Genomic DNA, 16,192 nt, shown 5'->3' on the forward strand with positions numbered 1-16,192 from the left:
CAGAGGCTAGGGAACAAACGCGAGAATCCGGTAAAGTCGGCAGATCAGTTTTGCCGCGGAAAATTCGATAAAAAGCGAGAGAATGAGTTTACCGGTACGTCACGAGGAAGCTGCGCCCCCTCTCCCGCTTGCGGGAGAGGGTTGGGGTGAGGGTGTCTCTCCGGCGTCATGGCCGGGCTTGTCCCGGCCATCCACGTCTCACCGCCTGGGACGGAGAACGTGGATGCCCGGGACAAGCCCGGGCATGACGGACTATCGCCTACGGATTTGACGGCGTCAGCACCAGCGGCGGCTTTGGCTTGGGCTTTGCGGGCGGCGGGCCCGGGGCCGGCCTGACGTCGATCGGCGGAGGCAGCGGCGCGATCTGCGTGCTTGCAAGCGGCGGGCTTGGTGCCGCGGGAGCGGCCTGCGGCGCCTTTGGCGTCGGCGCAACCCTGATATCGGACTTGGGCTTCGGCGGCGGCGCACGGCGCGGATCGCGGCCGGGCATCGGCACATCCGTGAGCGACGGCTCCGGCGCCGGTTCGGGCGACACCAGCGTCGGCAACGCGGCGGTGGCCGGCGGCGGCTCGCCGCGCTCGATGGCGTCCAGCCGGCGCGTCTCGCGATCGATTGTGCGTACCGCGAGCCACGACGACAGCGGCCCAAGATCGACGGTGCGATTGAGCCTGTCGGGGGGACCGGCCGCGAACAGCTGGATTTCGGGCGGCGCGCCGGAGAGCCCGGTCATGATCGGCGTCAGGCTGGCACGGATGTCGGCCTGGTCGGCGGGGATGTCGTAACCGCCGGAGACGATGGCACGCGCGTTCTTCGCCTCTAGCGACGTTGCGCCGACGCGCAGGCGCCCGTCCCGGATCGTGAACGGGATCTGCGCCGAGGCCACTGCAATCGGACCCGCCGACAGCGCGGGCTCGACCAGCTGCCGCAGCCGATTGTCGTCGGCAATTTGGCCGCCGTCGCTGGCGCGGATGGCGATTTCGAAGGCGCGTGGATTGAGGCCGGAGATTTCAGCGGATTCGAGCGTCACCGTACCGTTGCCGGCGAGCGCACCGGTGAGCGCCGCGACGCTACGGCCCTGGCTGGTCAGCGCCATCTGCGCCGAGGCTCGTCCCTTCGGCAGCGCGAGGTCGCGGTAGCGCAGCGCCGCCGCGTCGACATTGCCGAGCTCGATGCGCGCGTTGAGCGTCAGACCATTGGCGCCATTGCGCGCATCAAGGCTCGCCGACATCTCGCCGCCGCCGACGCCGCCCTTCATTGCGTCGAGCGCGAGCGACTGACCGTCGCTCCGGACCGTACCGCCGAAGGGGCGCAGCTCGATGCCGCCGGGCAACGTGCCGTGCAACGCCTGGAAGGCGACGCGGCCGCGCCAGCCGCCGAGAAGCCCGGCACTCAGCGGCGCATTGGCATCGTGTCCGGCCGCGCCGATGGCCATCGCGAGCGCGGGCACGAGGTCGAGCGTATCGAGGCCGACTTCGCCGTCGACGGTCTTCTCCTGATCGAGCGTCACCGCCAGATGACCGCGCAAATGCGAGCCGGCCAGGGTGCTCTCGAGATCGTTGAAGGTCAGGCGGTTGCCGGAGAGGCCGACGCGCGAGGACAGATTGACGCTCTGCACCGATTTATCGGCCGGGCTGGTCCCGAACAGCGGCCCCAGATTGGCGTTGCGCACGCGCAAATTTACGCTGCCTTTCGGCTCCGACAATTCGACGTTGCCTTGTGCGTCCGCATCCAGCCCGCCGCCGCTAAGCTTGGCATTCAATTGCAGCTGATGGCGCCACGCGCCGCTCAAGCGGCCTTCGAACTGCGAAGCGCCCTCGCCTGCGGCCACCACGCGATCGAGCCCGAGCAACGCCAGCAGTGCACTGGCTTGCGGTGTCGCGACTTTCGAGTCCAGCGTGAAGTCGCTGTTGCGCAAGCGGTCGACGTCGATGCCGTTGACGGCGGCCACCGGCGTCTGCGCAGCCAGCGTCGCGGTGGCCTTGAGCTGCGGCGCGTCGAGTTCGAGGACAGCGCGCGCGTCGTTGCGATCGGCGTGCTCGGCGTTCTTGTCGAGGCTGAGGTCGAGCTTCAGGCGGGTCGCAGCCGGCAGCGACGGGATGGCGTCGAAGCGCGCGCGCACCGATGGCGCAAACGGCTCGAGCAGTGCAGTGACATCGCGCAGCGAATTGGCGGAGGATTTCAGCGCGAGCTTGCCCGTGGCCTTGGCGCGGTCGAAGCTGCCACTTGCTTCCGTGGTCACGCCACTGGCCTGGCCGAACCGCAACTGCTCCAGCGAGAGCGATGCGGGGCCGTAGCCGAGTTTCGCGGTGAACGGCCGCAGCTCCTGCCCGGCCGAGATCGCGCGGCCGATATCGAGCGACAGCTTCGCTTCCTCCGGCCATTCGCCCTGCGGTCCCGAAAGCGCGCGCACAAAACTTGCGGCCGCATCGAGGTCAAGGCGGTCGGCCTTGAGCTCCGCGTCGATCCGCGAGCCCTTGCTCGCGCCGGTCTGGACGAAAGCGATGCGGCCTTCGACCGCGCCGCCGTCGATCTCGGCCTTCAGCCTGTCGATGGCGAAATGGTTGGCGGCGATGGTCACGTCACCGGCAAGGCGCAGCGGCCGCGTGCTGCGGCGGTTGACCTCGCTGCGGCCCTGGAGCCAGGCCACTAGCGTATCGGGATCGGAGGAATCGACGCTGAGACGGCCGCTGAAGCTGTCGGCGCCGGGCGTCGCGCCGTTGAGCGAGAGCTGCGTCTGTCCCGGCGCGCGCAGCTCGAGCCGCTGGAAGGTCCAGGATCGTCCGTCGGTCGCAAGCTCGGCCGTGATGTTCTGGAGCGGCCGTGCGCCGAGCATGATCTGGTCGGAGTTGAACTCGATCTGTGCCGGGATCGGCGCCTGCGGGATTGCGGCGAGGCCTGCGCGGAGCGCCGGAAGGATGCGCTGCGGCTCGTCCTTGCCGGTCAGCTTGTCGGCATCGACCTGGCGCGCCGACAGCACCGCACGCAGCAGCGGCGAAGCCCCGAACCTGATATCGCCGACGCCGCCGAGCTTCAGCGCGGAGTCTTCGGACCCGAAGCTGGCGTCGACCTGCTCGAACTTGGCGCCGGCCGGATCAGCCTTGAGTTTCGTCGTGAGCTTCCAGGGCATCGGCCCCGCCTCGCCCGGCTTCTTCGGCGCCGGCACGGCGAACGTCAGCGCGCCCTCGAATTTCGGCAGGCGGTTGTCGAAGGCGAGCACGCCTTCGAGATCGGCGAGGATCGCGCGCTCGCCGGGATCGATGTTGAGGTGGAGGCGGGTGGCATTGCCGTCGGCGCTCGGGCCGGAGGAGACGCGGAACGGATAGCGCACGCCGCTGAGGGCAAAACTGCCGTCGCCCCGGACCGAGCCGGCCAGCGAGCGCACATCGCCGGAGAAAGCGATGTCGTTGAGCTCCAGTGTCGAATGGCTGGCGGCATCATGCAGGGCGATGCGACCGGTGAGATTCAGCCGCTCGATCGCCAGCGATGCCAGATTGAAGCTCCCGCTCGCGGTGGACGGCAGATCGACCCGCCCGCGCGCGTCGAGGCCGAGATCGACCGCCATGCCATTGACCGAAAGCTCGGTGGCGCGCCATTCGCCGCGCATCAGCGAGCTCAGGCTGAATTCGACATCGAGCTTGTCGGCGCGCAGGCGGCCGAGATCGTTGTTGCCGCCGAAGGTGACCGCGCGCAGCCGCAGCGTCGGCGCCGGCAACAGCCGCGCGTCGAGCTCGCCCGCCACCCGCACCGGCACGCCGATGATCCTGCCGGCCTCTGCTTCGAACTGGGGCCTGAACTGGTTCCAGTCGACGAAGTACGGTCCGATCAGAGCGGCCAGCAGCGCTAAGATAAAGGCAATCGCCAATCCGAGCAGCGTCGTCTGCACGGGTCTCCCCTCGGCCAAACCGGATGCGGGCCTTGCCTGAGCCGCAGGGCCTCAGACGTACCGGAACAGCCCCTTATATAGGGGGAAGTGTGGCGAAGTCACAGCGACTGTTGCGCGCGGAGGTTAACGCCGGCAGCCATCACCAGCTCGCAGGCAGCCGCTTCAGGCCGCGCAGCACGAAGGTCGGCCGCCATTCGGGGTTTTCGACGTCGTCGATGCGCAGGTCGGGCAGCCGACGCAACAGCGTGGCGATGGCGATCTCGGCCTCGAGGCGGGCCAATTGGGCCCCCAGGCAGAAATGGATGCCACCGCCGAACGACAGCGGCCTCACATTCTGGCGGGTGACGTCGAGCCGGTCGGGCCGGTCAGGATAGACCGCCGGGTCGCGGTTGGCCGAGCCCAGCAGGCAGAGCACGGTCTCGCCCTTGGGGATCTTGGCGCCGCCGAGATCGTCGATATCCTCCAGCGCGACCCGCCCGGTCATCTGCACCGAGGAATCGTAGCGCAGAAACTCCTCGATCGCGCCCACCATCAGGTCCGGCCGCGCCTTCAAAAGCGCGAGCTGGTCCGGATTGCGATGCAGCGCCAGCAGGCCGTTGCCGATCAGATTGACCGTGGTCTCGTGGCCGGCGCCGAACAACAGGATGATGTTGGCGGTCAGTTCCTCGTTGGTGAGCTTGTTGCCGTCTTCCTCGGCCTGCACCAGCTGGGTAATGAGATCGTCGCCGGGATTTTTGCGACGAAGCTCGAACAGCTGCTGGAAATACATCTGCGCCATCATGTTGCCGGCGTTGCCCTTGGCGATCTCCTCCGGCGACAGCGGCACGGGATCGAGCAGCCGTCCGCCATCGCGCGAGCTGTTATAGAAAGTCTCGCGATGGTCCTCGGGGATGCCGAGCATGTCGCAGATGATGGTGACAGGCAGGCGGAAGGCGAAGTCTTCGATCAGGTCCATGTGGCCGCGGTCGATCACGGCATCGATGGTCTGGTCGACGATCTCCTGGATGCGTGGCCGCATGTCCTCGACGCGGCGGGCGGTGAAGGCCTTCACGACGAGGCCGCGCAGGCGGGTGTGGTCAGGCGGATCGGCCTGCAGCATCCAGTGGCTCATGCTGCGGAAGACCGGCTCCTCCATGATCTTCTCGCTATAGCGGCGCTTGGAGCGCTCGACGAAATCCTTGCCAAAACGCTTGTCGCGCATCACGAGGCTGACATCGGCATGGCGGCTGGCGACGAACTGGCCGAACGGCGTCACGTGAATCGGGTAGATCGCGCGGAGCCGGTCATAATGCGGATAGGGATCGCGGATGAAGTCCGGCGACAGCGGGTTGAACAGCGGACCGCCGGTGCCCTGCACGTGCTCGTTCATGGTGACCTCATATCGGTTGCCGCATGAATCGCATACGCCGCAGCCCCTCTTGCGCAGCGTAACCATCCCGGAATTATCAACTCGATACATTGTTGTATCGAGTTGCATTTTGCCCTAAACTGCCCCGATGTCAAGGGTGAGAACCAGGCCGACCAGGGACGACACGCGCGACAGGCTGTTCGAGGCGGCGGCGCGCGTGTTCGAGCAGGACGGCATCGGCGGCGCCAGCATCGAGGCGATCGCGGCGGCGGCCGGATTTAGCCGCGGCGCGTTCTATTCCAACTTCAAGAGCAAGGACGAGCTGATTATCGCCATGCTCGAGGAGCATGTCGCGCAGTCGATCCGGCGCAACATGGACATCCTCGCGCAGCACGACAATCTCGACGACTTCATCGCGGCGCTGAAGGCGATGGATCGCACAAGGCAGGATCCGCTCGGCCGCTCGCCGCTGCTCCACATGGAGATGATCCTGTTTGTCGCCCGCGCCGAGAAGCGCCGACCGGAGCTTGCAAAGCGCCTGCGCGCGCGGCGCAAGCTGGTCGCCGACATCATCGAGGCAACGCTGAAGAGCAACGCGAAGGGCGACACGCTCAATCCCCCCTGGATGGCCTCCGTCGTGCTGGCATTGGAAGACGGCTTTCGCCTGCACCGCCTGATCGATCCGGAGACGACGCCGGCCGACAGTTTTCTGCGCGCGATCACGGATCTGCGGCGCAGGACGGGATTGTCGTTGAAGTAGCGTTTGTTTTCTTCAGATCGTCGCGCTTCGCTGTTCCCGCTCGGCATCGGCGCGCCGCGCCGCTGGAACCTCGTCGCAATTCTCGCGCGCATTTTCCACATCCTCATACCGATCCAAGGAACGTTTCTGCAGCTTGCCACTTTATCCCGTGCCTGTTTTGGCAATTTGATCATTCGAGGAGACAGCGATGAGGATTCTGAAATTGTCTGCGGCCGCAGCTGCGCTGCTGGCCGGTACCGCGCTCGCCGTGGCGCAGTCGAGTTCGACGGTCGGCACTGGCGGGTCGTCAGCCGGCGGTGGCACCAGCAACTCGACCGTAGGCACGGGCGGTTCATCGGCGGGTTCGGGCAGCGGATCGGGCTCGGCCTCGACGCTTGGCACCGGCGGCTCGTCGGCGGGCGGCGGCACCAGCAGTTCGTCGATCGGCACCGGCGGCTCCGCCGCAGGCTCCGGCAGCGGCTCAGGCTCGGCCTCGACGCTCGGCACCGGTGGTTCGTCGGCGGGTGGCGGCAAGAGTTCGTCCAGCGTCGGCACCGGCGGCTCTGCGGCAGGCTCCGGCTCCAACTCGGCATCGACAGTCGGCACGGGCGGCTCGTCGGCCGGCGGCGGCAAGAGCGGCTCGACCGTGGGAGCGGCCGGCTCCTCCGCGGGACATGCCAGCGACATGGGCATGGAAAAGGGCAAAGGCCACCACAAGGACGAGATGAAGAAGGACAAGGACTGACATCCGGCCGGCGGAGCGGCAGCAATGCCGCTCCTTCGTCCTTCCTGAGGAGGACTGGCATGAACAGACCAATCGTTGCGATCGCAGTTTTGACTTTGATGAGCAGCGCCGCTGCGGGGGAAACCATGCAGAAAACCGGCAAGACCGCGTCCGGCGAGACCTGCCGGGTCACGGTGGAAAAACATCCCGACGGCAGCATTACCGCGCTGGGGTCATCGGGTTCGGGCACCACCGGCTCGACCTCATCGAGCGGCTCGCTGTCGAGCTCTAGCTCGGCCGGCGGATCGTCGGTGCACGTCCAGGCCGGTGGCGGCAACGTGTCGAGTTCGTCCTCGACGGCCGGCGGCCCGGGTTCGACCAGCGCGAGCACCGTCACGGTCAACGGCTGCACCATCTCGACATCGTCGCCCTAGCAAAAGGATTTCACAGATGAGAATGTTGATCGCGACCTCGTCGGTCGCACTTCTGCTCGCCGCCGCCTCGCCGTTGTCGGCGCAAACCAGCATGACCGGCGGCACCGGGGGCTCGGCCGCGGCCGGCGGCACCTCGGCCAGCACGCTCGGCACCGGCGGCACGTCGACGTCGGGCTCCGGACAGACCGGCTCGTCGATTGCAGCGGGCGGCAGCGCCGCGTCTGCCAACGGCAAGGCGCAGTCCGGCACCAGCATGAACAAGGGCAACGGTCCGGTGCTCAATTCCAATGCGCGCGCGCAGGCGCATGAGGGTGGTACGTTCAGCCGCTCCCACACCCGCACGAAAGTCAAGGCGGGCGAGGAGGTCGGGTCGACCACCAAGACCATGTCGCACGTGCCGGGCTCCAAGCCGACCATGTCGACGACATCGACCAACGTGCGCTGAACCATCCTCACGAGACTGCTGCCCACAACCTGCGGGCAGTTTTTCTTTGTGAGCAGGTTTTTCGTTGGTGAACGGATCAACCGCCGCTCAGCGTGCGGCTGACGCGGGTCACGAGTGCATCCCACTGCCGCTTCTCGGCGGCCGGATAGTTGATCAGCACGCAATGCACGTAGCGGCGGCCAAAGTTGCAGCGGTCGTACCAGATCTTGCCGCCCCGGGTGCTGGAGACCACGAAGAAGCGCGGCGTGATGCGCTTGTAGGTGATGCCGGGCGGCGGATTCTTCCGCGCCAGGAAAGCGGCCGGTGAGCTGCCGTCATTGGGAACGGCCTGCACCGTCAAATCCGCACGGCCGTCGCTGGTCCGGTACTGCATGCCATAGCCGTCGGGCCGGCCGGCTTGCTCGGTGAAGATGGACGAAGGGATATCGACGCTGGTCCCGGTCTCGGGAATGCGATAGCCACTCCAGCTGTCCGCGCGGGCGGCCGCCGGAAAGGCACAGAGCATGACAAGGATGGTGGCGATCTTCTTCATCGTATGGACCGGCTTGTGCTGGTGGGCCGACAACGTGGGGAAACGCCGGACGTTCCTTTCCGCGATGTGAACGCGCGTTGCGCCCAAGCCGGATGATAGTCTCGAGCGCGCCCGCTAGCGAGCGCGTTTGCCCTTGTCCGTGGGCAAGGGGCAATTCGTACAAGCGCTGTCGTCGCACATGCGGCAGATCGTGAAGCGATCCATCTCGGAGGTATCCTGCCGAGCCAACAACTCATGGAGCAGCGTTTCAAGGCGCTTCGTTTCAGCCGGCGACAGTACATCCAGAAGCGACGCGACGGCCGAAATCCGCGAAGTCATCAAATCGTTGCGGGTTGCGGCGCCCTTCGCCGTCAGGTGCAAGGCAACCTCGCGGCCGTCCTGTCCGGGCCGACGTTCGACCAGCCGATCCGACACCAGACGGTCCACCAGCCGGACCGTTCCTGAATGCGACAGGCCAAGGATCCGCCGCAGCTTGTCGTTGGTCATGCCCTGGCCATAGCCGATGACGACCAGTGCCGCAGGGGTCTCGCCACCGCGGCCGATGACCTCGCGCGCGCCCTGCTCGATCCGATCCATGACGGCGAGCGAAAGCGCCCCCAGCAAATTTGCGATTCCAATTTCCATACACCGACAATATGTGCGGAGCGCACAAAAAACAACTTGACGATATGTGCGCTCCGCACATAATTTGGATCGCGGGGCTCGATCACATGGAGAATGACGATGAATACTCGGAGCGCGGCACGACAAGCGAATGCCCAAGCGGATACCAGGGGCACCGAACCCGCCTTGAAATACGTGCAGGCCAACGGCGTGCGCTTCGCCTATCTCGAACAGGGCGATGGCCCCCTGGTCATGTTCCTGCACGGCTTTCCCGACAATGCCTGGTCGTATCGAAAGCAGCTGCAGGTCTTCGCGGATGCCGGGTATCGTGCCGTCGCGCCGTTCCTGCGTGGCTATGCGCCGACCGAGATTCCGGCGGACGGCATTTTCGATCCGATCGCACTGGGCAAGGATCTCGAAGCCCTCATCGCGGCGCTGAGCGACGACGGACAGGCACGCGTCGTCGGCATGGATTGGGGCGGCACCTCGACCTTTCAGGCGCTGGCCACGGCGCCATCGGCAATCAAGGCCGCCGTGGTCATGAACACCGCGCACCCGATTACAATTTCGAGCATCAGACGGGATCCGGAGCTCGTTCGAGCCGTCTTCCACGTCTATTTTTTCCAGCTGCCCGGCGCCGAATCCGCGGTCAATACCGAGGGCCTCCCCTTTGTCGACTATCTCTGGAAGCTGTGGTCACCGACATTCAACAATGCCGAGCACATCCGTTCGATCAAGGAGACACTCAGCTCGCCCGGCACGATGGCCGCGGCGCTGAAATATTACGGAGGCCTGACCGATGCGGGGCTCACGGGCCGGCTGCCGATCAATGACATGCACACGCCGACGCTGACGATCTATGGCAGCAACGATCCGACAGCGAGGTACTCGGTCAAGGAGGAGCCGCTGTTCAAGGGGCCGCACAAGCGGATTGTCCTGCCCGATGTCGGGCACTTCCCGCACCTCGAGCGTGAGGAAGAAGTCACCGGCCTGATCATGGACTGGTTCAAGACGCACGCGCCTGACTGAACGCAGAGGGCGGTGGCCCACAACATCCTTCGATTTTCTAATCTGGAGTGCGCGCAATGGACGCCAAGACACAACATCAATATGCCGAGACCTTTCATGCCCTTCACAGGAAGGGCGATCCGCTCGTCCTGTTCAACGCCTGGGACGCCGCCACCGCCAAAGCCATCGCGAAGACCGCTCCGGCCATCGCGACCAGCAGCGGCGCGGTCGCCTCCGCACTTGGATACGCCGACGGAGAAAATGTCCCGTTCGACATGGTGACCGGCCTCGTATCGCGGATGACTGCGGCCGTGTCAGTTCCAGTCTCAATCGATCTGGAGGCAGGATATGGCGACACCCCGGAGGCCGCCGCCAGATCGGCGACCGAGATTTTGAAAGCCGGCGCCGTCGGCATCAATATCGAGGACGGGCTATCGGGGGGAAAGCGGCAACTGGTCAATCCCGAACTCCATGCCGCCAAGATCAAGGCCGTGCGCGACGCCGCGAAAGATCTTGGAGTTCAGCTGTTCATCAATGCGAGAACAGATCCGTTCCTGCTGAAATTCGGATCGCCGGACGAGTGCATGAACGAAGCGGCAAGGCGGGCGAAGGTCTATGCCGAGGCCGGCGCCGACGGAATTTTCGTCCCCGGCCTCACCGATCTCGCTCTCATTGAAAAGTTGGTTCAGCTCACGCCTCTGCCGGTCAACATCATGGTGACACAAGGCGTTCCCGCACTTCCGGATCTGGCTCGCGTCGGCGTTCGGCGGGTCAGCCTCGGGCCGTGGCCGATGATGGCCGCGATGCGGATGATCGGACAGGCCGCGGCCGCGGTCGCCGCGACCAAGCAGTACGGCACGTTCCTGCAACCGGATGCCTGAGCCCGGATATCACCAGCTCGACGCAGTGTTCTGCGCCGACCGCTTCACGCTTTTCCAATCCACCGGATGGATGTCGAGAACGGTCAGCGCAGTTCCTATGCGCTCCTGTCCATGGCCGCGATCAAGGATCCGATCTCGATTGTCGCGACATTGCAGTAGCTGTCGGAGACCGCGTAGGGGAAGATGATCTTGTCGTGGTGGCGCATCGCGCCGCAAGTGTAGACGACGTTTGGAACATATCCTTCGCGTTCGGAAGGGTCCGGGCGCAATAGTGGCTCGCGCAGGCGGCCGAGCACCTTCGAAGGGTCGTTCTTGTCCAGCAGCGCGGCCCCGATCGAATATTTTCGCAAAGGTCCGACGCCGTGCGTCAGCAGCAGCCACCCGACGTCGAGCTCGATGGGTGATCCGCAATTGCCGATCTGCACGAATTCCCAGGGGTATCGCGGCTTCAGAATCGGCTGGCCGCCATCCCACGTCTGGAGATCGTCGGAAAAGATCAGATAGAGGTTCTCGTTATCCTGGCGCGCGATCATTGCATATCTGCCCCCGATCTTGCGCGGGAATAACGCCATGCCCTTGTTGCGCGCGGCACTGCCCTTCAGGGTCGATAGCCGGAACGATACAAAGTCGGACGTCTCGATCAGCTCCGACCGGATCGCCCGTCCGCTATAAGCGGTGTAGGTCGCGTAGTAGATCGTCTCGCCGGCGTTGCTGAAATGCACAAAGCGGGCGTCCTCGATCCCGTTCGACTGCGCTTCAGTGACCGGGAAAATCACCCGCTCGCTCAGATCCTGGCCGGCCGCAAATGTAACATCAATCTCGTCGCCGCCGGCGCCCGATGTCAGCTTGACGAGATCGGGGCTGGATGCAAGGCGCGCCGTCGGGTCGATGGTCACGGTCCCGTCTGCCGCAATAAGCCCCGAGCGAAATGTCAGGGACGACACGTGACCCTCGCCGACGGCACGAAGACTTAGGATGAAGCGAAGGCTGCCTTCCGGCGTTCCGGATTGATCGGGATGCGGCACGATACTCGGATTGAACAATGCCGAGGCCTCGAACGAATATTCGTTGAGAAAATAGGCGCCCGCGAGTTGGCGCTGCACCTGCGTGAATACAGCATGGTCGGCCAGCGCCTCTTCCATTTCCGCGGCGCGTGTCTCGAATATCTGCAACAGGTTGCGGTGACGGCCGAGGAAATTCTCCAGAACGTCGGCCAATTGCCGGTCAGCCGTCTCGGCATCGAGCGCGAGGACCCGTTCGACGATATGGTTGGCGCGGGTCTTGTCCGTCGGATTGAGGTCGCGCGGCTCTGTTGCCGGCTTGAAAGGCCGAACGATGACACGGGTCGGATCAGGCCGCAGCTGAAGGGCTTGACGTTTGAGGAAGGGAGATTGCGACAAGACGGCCTCGATGGGTTGAAGGAGGAAATCGTAATCCTGCTCCGTCAAGCGACGAGAGGAGCAGGCTTGGCCCGGCTTTCGCTCAGGCGGGCAATTTGCCGAATCTCGGAAAGCCCAAGCAAATAAGACACCACGGATTCCCCTCCCCGGTTCTCATTGGGACGATCGGGATGCAGGCCATCCCGGCAGCTTCCGGTCTCCAGATCGACCAGCGAGGCCGACAGGTCGTTGCTGCCCAGAAACCACGCGAAGACCCGCGCGGCTTCGGCTTTCCACTCGACATCGTGATCGGCCCGCCACGCGGCGAGGCATGCCGCGATGGTCGCCGCGGCCTCCAGCGGCTGCTGGTCGAAGGCTTGCGACGGCTGGCGTCGATCGCCAAACCCCGCCGTGCCGATCGGGCGGAATTGGCCTTTCGCTGAGGTTTGCCGCTTCACAAGCCAGCGCAACGACTCCAGCCCGATATTGACATAGCGCGATGTCTTGCTGGCAAGACCGGTTATGATCAGCGCCTGGGGCAAGCGCGCGTTATCATAGGCCAACCCGTCCTCGAACCAGACCCAATCGCCGGTTGCCACGGTGTCGAAGATCAAGATCAAGCGATCGGCAAGCACGGCACGCAGGCGGGTCGCCTGGACATCGCCCGGGACAGCCGAGCAGTAAGCATCGAGGCCCAGCAATACGAACGCCCACGCACGGGGCGAACGAAAATCTTCCACTGTCGCCATTGCTTCGGAAAACAAGGCCCCGGCCCATGAGCGCCGCGACGAGCTGGCGTCGGTCAACGCGCACACCCCCAAGGCCCAGAGCGTACGTCCGTGACTGTCCTCCGACCCCTTGTCCTCCAACCAGCAGCGGTTGAAGCCCATGAAATTGCGAAATCGTCGTGTATCCGGATTCCAGGCGTGCTGGACGAAAGCGGCAAATCGTGCCGTCAGCGCATCCGGCAGCCGCTCTTCACCCGGATTGTTGAGCGCACAGGCCACGAGCAGCGCCCGGGCGTTGTCGTCGACGCAATAGCCGTGGGCACGATCCGGCACGCTATGAACGGCATGCTGAAACAGTCCCGTGTCGTCGCACATCGACAGGAAATGGCCGAGCTGCATTTCCGGCGGGGCGCGGCTGTCGCGCAGCAGCGTGCCAGTATCCATACGCGCGATGGTCTTGAGCCGATGCCGGCGGCCGGCGTTCTCGAAGACCGACATATAGCGCTCGGCGGTTCTTTCCCATGTCATCGCGCGGCTGCTCGAATAGGCGCGCTTGCGCATCGCCTGCCGAAGCACGTCGTTGGTGAGCAACTTGGCGATTTCAATGCCGAGCGCTGCCGCGTCGCCAAACGGAACCAGGATGCCGCGGCCCTCGGCCAATAGTTCACGGGCATGCCAATACGGGGTGGACACCACGGCTTTACCGAGGCCAAAACTGTAGGCCAGCGTGCCCGAGGTCATCTGGGCCTCACTGAGGTACGGCGTCACGTAGACGTCAGACATCGAGATGAAATCGAGCAGCGTTTTCTTGTCGACGAACTGATCGAGGAACACGACGTGATCCTCGACGCCAGCCTGGCGCGCGTGCGCCATCAGGGACTCACGATAAGCTTCGCCACGGTCGCGCACGAGGTTGGGATGCGTCGCACCGAGGACGACGTAAACGGCGTCGGGTCGGGTCTTCAGAATCGAAGGCATCGCATCGATCATGACTTCGATACCCTTGTTCGGCGACAGCAATCCGAAGGTCAGGATGACCGACTTGTTGCTGAATCCGAGCGCAGCCTTGGCCGCGTCGGGTTCGACGAACGCAAATTCCGGGATGCCATGCGGGATGATCTCGATCTTCTCGTCAGCCATGTGATAGACGGAGCGCAACAATTCCCGACCTTTTTCAGCCATCACGACGATCTTGGACGAGCACTCGACGATGCGCGTGATGACGTCGCGCTGAGCCTCTGTCGGCTCGGACAAGACCGTATGCAGGGTTGTCACGATCGGTATGGTCAGGCGCGACAGAAGCGCCATGATCTGGCCTCCGGCTTCGCCGCCGAAAATTCCGAATTCGTGTTGCAGCGAAACGGCCTCGAAGCCGCCGCTGTTCAGATAGGCAGCCGCACGGACATAATCATCTTGCCTGTCGTCGTCGATCTCCAGGCCCACGGTGGTAGGATAATCGTAGACCTGGCCGTGATCGGTCATCGCGACGATGACCGTCTCCAGATCACTCCGGGACGCCGCAACGGCGCTCTGCAAGTCAGTAGTGAAGGTCGCGATGCCGCAGCGGCGGGGAAGCGAATTGCCGATGAATGCGATACGATTTACGGCAGCCAATTTGGCGTCTCCGATTGTTTGAGCGTGGCGGTCTCGAAGGGAGACGGGACCAGGGTGCCGGGAAAGGCGTGCGGTGCGAGACTGGCGCTCGCGGCACTGCGCTCTGTTAGCGCAGCAGGGTTTATCTTCGGGCCGGGATAGGCCAGCAGCGCTTTCAAGCCGCTCGCACCGACCTCGATTTCCGCATGGTCGGCTTCCAGGAAGATCGCGTCCCCCGGCGCCAGCCTCGTCGAGCCGAGTTGGGCCTGGCCTTCTATCGCCAGCAGCCAGGTCTCTTTCGGTGCGTCGAGCATCCAAACGGAGCCAGGAGCAAGGTCCGTCTGCTCCAGCGCAAAATAGGAATTGACCGTGAGGACCGTTCGCGCGCCGCTCAGGCGTTCGGACGGCGATTGAATCTGGCGTGGGCCTGCCGTCGCCACCGCGACGGCATGGTCGATGTGCAGTTCGCGCGCTCGTCCATAGTCGAACAGCCGGAACGTGGCGTCGCTGTGCTGCTGGATTTCCACGAGCACGATGCCGGCGCCGATCGCGTGGATCGTTCCAGCAGGAATGAGAATGACGTCGCCTGGATGAACCGGCTGCCAATCCACGATATCGGCGATCGAGCCATCAGTGATCGCGGTTCGCAACTCCGCGGCGGAGCGCAAATGGTTCAATCCCACCGCGACCCGGGCGCCGGGGATCGCGGAGACGATATACCAGGCTTCGGTCTTGCCATTGGCAAGCCCGATCGAACGCGCGAACGCATCATCCGGATGAACTTGAATCGACAGCGGCTCGGTGGTGAAGAGCATTTTGAGCAGCAACGTCGTCTTGGGCGCAGCAAGACCGGGGCGCTCGAACCACAATTCCCCGATCGGCCCGTCGCTCTCGACGTCTCACTCCAGGGCCGCAGATCGAGACTGCCCCAGGGCTTCGGCTTGGTTCGCACGATGGCATGTTCGACCGTCAAGCGGGCCTCCCCAAGGCTGTGCGATCAGTCGTTGGCTGTTCGTGCCGGGCGCGGACCGGTCCAGGGCGGAAGCGCATCCCATTCGGCCCTTCGCATGCGGCGCTCTTCATCGCCGACCTTGACGAAGACAAACGGAGCGTCGTCCTGCCCGGTCTTCGATCCCGTGAATGTGGCCGGAAGTCCGTTCGAATTTCGGATCGTTGCTGTGTTTGCCACGTAAACCTCCTGACGATCTGCGTGCGAGATCGCTGCCGCAGATCAATTGAAAATGGATTCCGCTGCATGCAGGCCGACGCAGCGACCCGCACCGGCACCCGAGATACCAATCGGTCCAGGAGATTTGTATTTTGGGATATCGGACATGCGACCGCCTGCGTGGTTGAGGCGGGAGCGAAATGCTCTCAGTCACCGATAACTGCCAAGGGCGGGCGGTGATCTCGAGCATATAGGAACGCCGTCACCCAATAGCGAGACGAGCGCATCAATCCGATCGGCTTTATTAGCTGTATCTTTGTGTTGGCATTGCTCTATGGTCACGCGGCCTGGCGTCTGAGTTGACGGGGTTCCTCGCTCGATTTCATTATTGGCCGGCTGATCCCCCTCTCAGAAGGGTTTTCGGCAATCGGATGTCGCATGGTTTCAACGGATCGTTTCCGGCAAGAGATTCGATCCCGGCTCGAATTGGCGAACGCGCAAGGCCGGCCGAACCTGACCATCGAGTGTGGCGAGCTTTACCGCTCCATGAGCCAGCTGCCCACGTTCAATCGATGGATGATCTTCTGCTGCAACGCGATGCGCGCGGAAATGGCCTTGACCGATCATTTGATTTTCGATGACAGGAACGAAAGCCTGCTGACCGTTCACTATGCATTGCCGCGTCAATGCCGAGCAAAATCAAACCAGACACGATCGAAGTAACGCG

15 protein-coding genes are annotated in these 16,192 nt (G+C 64.2%); 7 read left to right on the forward strand and 8 right to left on the reverse strand.

What is annotated here, in order from left to right; genetic code table 11:
• Window positions 1-259 precede the first annotated feature (259 nt).
• On the reverse strand, window positions 260-3,883 hold the full coding sequence (locus IVB50_RS05110) for an AsmA-like C-terminal region-containing protein (protein WP_247294821.1): 3,624 nt from the start codon (window positions 3,881-3,883) through the stop codon (window positions 260-262).
• 139 nt (window positions 3,884-4,022) lie between these two features.
• Window positions 4,023-5,252 (reverse strand): cytochrome P450, encoded by a 1,230-nt coding sequence (locus IVB50_RS05115; RefSeq protein WP_018454316.1) that lies wholly within the window; start codon window positions 5,250-5,252, stop codon window positions 4,023-4,025.
• Window positions 5,253-5,379: 127 nt separating this feature from the next.
• Here IVB50_RS05115 and IVB50_RS05120 point away from each other — a divergent pair, with 127 nt between their 5' ends.
• From IVB50_RS05120 to IVB50_RS05135, 4 genes are all read left to right on the forward strand, one after another.
• Entirely contained in the window at window positions 5,380-5,991 is a 612-nt protein-coding gene (locus IVB50_RS05120; RefSeq protein ID WP_018454315.1) for a TetR/AcrR family transcriptional regulator, read from the forward strand.
• Window positions 5,992-6,178: 187 nt separating this feature from the next.
• Window positions 6,179-6,715, forward strand: a complete 537-nt coding sequence (locus IVB50_RS05125) for a hypothetical protein (protein WP_018454314.1) — start codon at window positions 6,179-6,181, stop codon at window positions 6,713-6,715.
• 59 nt (window positions 6,716-6,774) lie between these two features.
• The gene (locus tag IVB50_RS05130) at window positions 6,775-7,128 is read left to right on the forward strand and encodes a hypothetical protein (RefSeq protein ID WP_026232714.1); all 354 of its coding nucleotides are present in this window, start codon (window positions 6,775-6,777) and stop codon (window positions 7,126-7,128) included.
• 22 nt (window positions 7,129-7,150) lie between these two features.
• Window positions 7,151-7,573, forward strand: coding sequence for a hypothetical protein (locus IVB50_RS05135; RefSeq protein WP_018454312.1), 423 nt, complete (start codon window positions 7,151-7,153; stop codon window positions 7,571-7,573).
• A gap of 76 nt (window positions 7,574-7,649) precedes the next feature.
• Here the strand turns inward: IVB50_RS05135 and IVB50_RS05140 are convergent, their stop codons facing one another.
• Together IVB50_RS05140 and IVB50_RS05145 are read right to left on the reverse strand one after the other, a co-directional pair.
• Window positions 7,650-8,105, reverse strand: coding sequence for a hypothetical protein (locus IVB50_RS05140; RefSeq protein ID WP_026232713.1), 456 nt, complete (start codon window positions 8,103-8,105; stop codon window positions 7,650-7,652).
• 114 nt (window positions 8,106-8,219) lie between these two features.
• Window positions 8,220-8,708, reverse strand: a complete 489-nt coding sequence (locus IVB50_RS05145) for a MarR family winged helix-turn-helix transcriptional regulator (RefSeq protein WP_231190451.1) — start codon at window positions 8,706-8,708, stop codon at window positions 8,220-8,222.
• A 120-nt stretch (window positions 8,709-8,828) separates the two neighbouring features.
• On the opposite strand from IVB50_RS05145, the gene IVB50_RS05150 reads away from it, so the two are divergent.
• Window positions 8,829-9,737, forward strand: coding sequence for an alpha/beta hydrolase (locus IVB50_RS05150; protein ID WP_026232712.1), 909 nt, complete (start codon window positions 8,829-8,831; stop codon window positions 9,735-9,737).
• Between the two features lie 56 nt (window positions 9,738-9,793).
• The gene (locus IVB50_RS05155) at window positions 9,794-10,597 is read left to right on the forward strand and encodes an isocitrate lyase/phosphoenolpyruvate mutase family protein (protein ID WP_018454308.1); all 804 of its coding nucleotides are present in this window, start codon (window positions 9,794-9,796) and stop codon (window positions 10,595-10,597) included.
• A gap of 95 nt (window positions 10,598-10,692) precedes the next feature.
• Here the strand turns inward: IVB50_RS05155 and IVB50_RS05160 are convergent, their stop codons facing one another.
• From IVB50_RS05160 to IVB50_RS05175, 4 genes are all read right to left on the reverse strand, one after another.
• Window positions 10,693-11,997, reverse strand: a complete 1,305-nt coding sequence (locus IVB50_RS05160) for a glycoside hydrolase family 130 protein (RefSeq protein ID WP_026232711.1) — start codon at window positions 11,995-11,997, stop codon at window positions 10,693-10,695.
• Between the two features lie 44 nt (window positions 11,998-12,041).
• Entirely contained in the window at window positions 12,042-14,318 is a 2,277-nt protein-coding gene (locus tag IVB50_RS05165; protein WP_018454306.1) for a glycosyltransferase family 4 protein, read from the reverse strand.
• Entirely contained in the window at window positions 14,306-15,166 is an 861-nt protein-coding gene (locus IVB50_RS05170; protein WP_247294824.1) for a class I mannose-6-phosphate isomerase, read from the reverse strand. Before IVB50_RS05170 ends, IVB50_RS05165 begins: the two co-directional genes overlap by 13 nt.
• A gap of 128 nt (window positions 15,167-15,294) precedes the next feature.
• Window positions 15,295-15,486 (reverse strand): hypothetical protein, encoded by a 192-nt coding sequence (locus tag IVB50_RS05175; protein ID WP_018454304.1) that lies wholly within the window; start codon window positions 15,484-15,486, stop codon window positions 15,295-15,297.
• Window positions 15,487-15,903: 417 nt separating this feature from the next.
• Between IVB50_RS05175 and IVB50_RS05180 the strand changes: the two genes are divergently transcribed.
• Window positions 15,904-16,188 carry a hypothetical protein gene (locus tag IVB50_RS05180; protein WP_143273233.1) on the forward strand — a complete coding sequence of 95 codons (285 nt, stop codon included), beginning with the start codon at window positions 15,904-15,906 and terminating at the stop codon, window positions 16,186-16,188.
• Window positions 16,189-16,192: the final 4 nt, after the last annotated feature.

This window comes from Bradyrhizobium sp. 87 (assembly GCF_023073015.1).
Lineage (GTDB): Bacteria > Pseudomonadota > Alphaproteobacteria > Rhizobiales > Xanthobacteraceae > Bradyrhizobium > Bradyrhizobium canariense_D.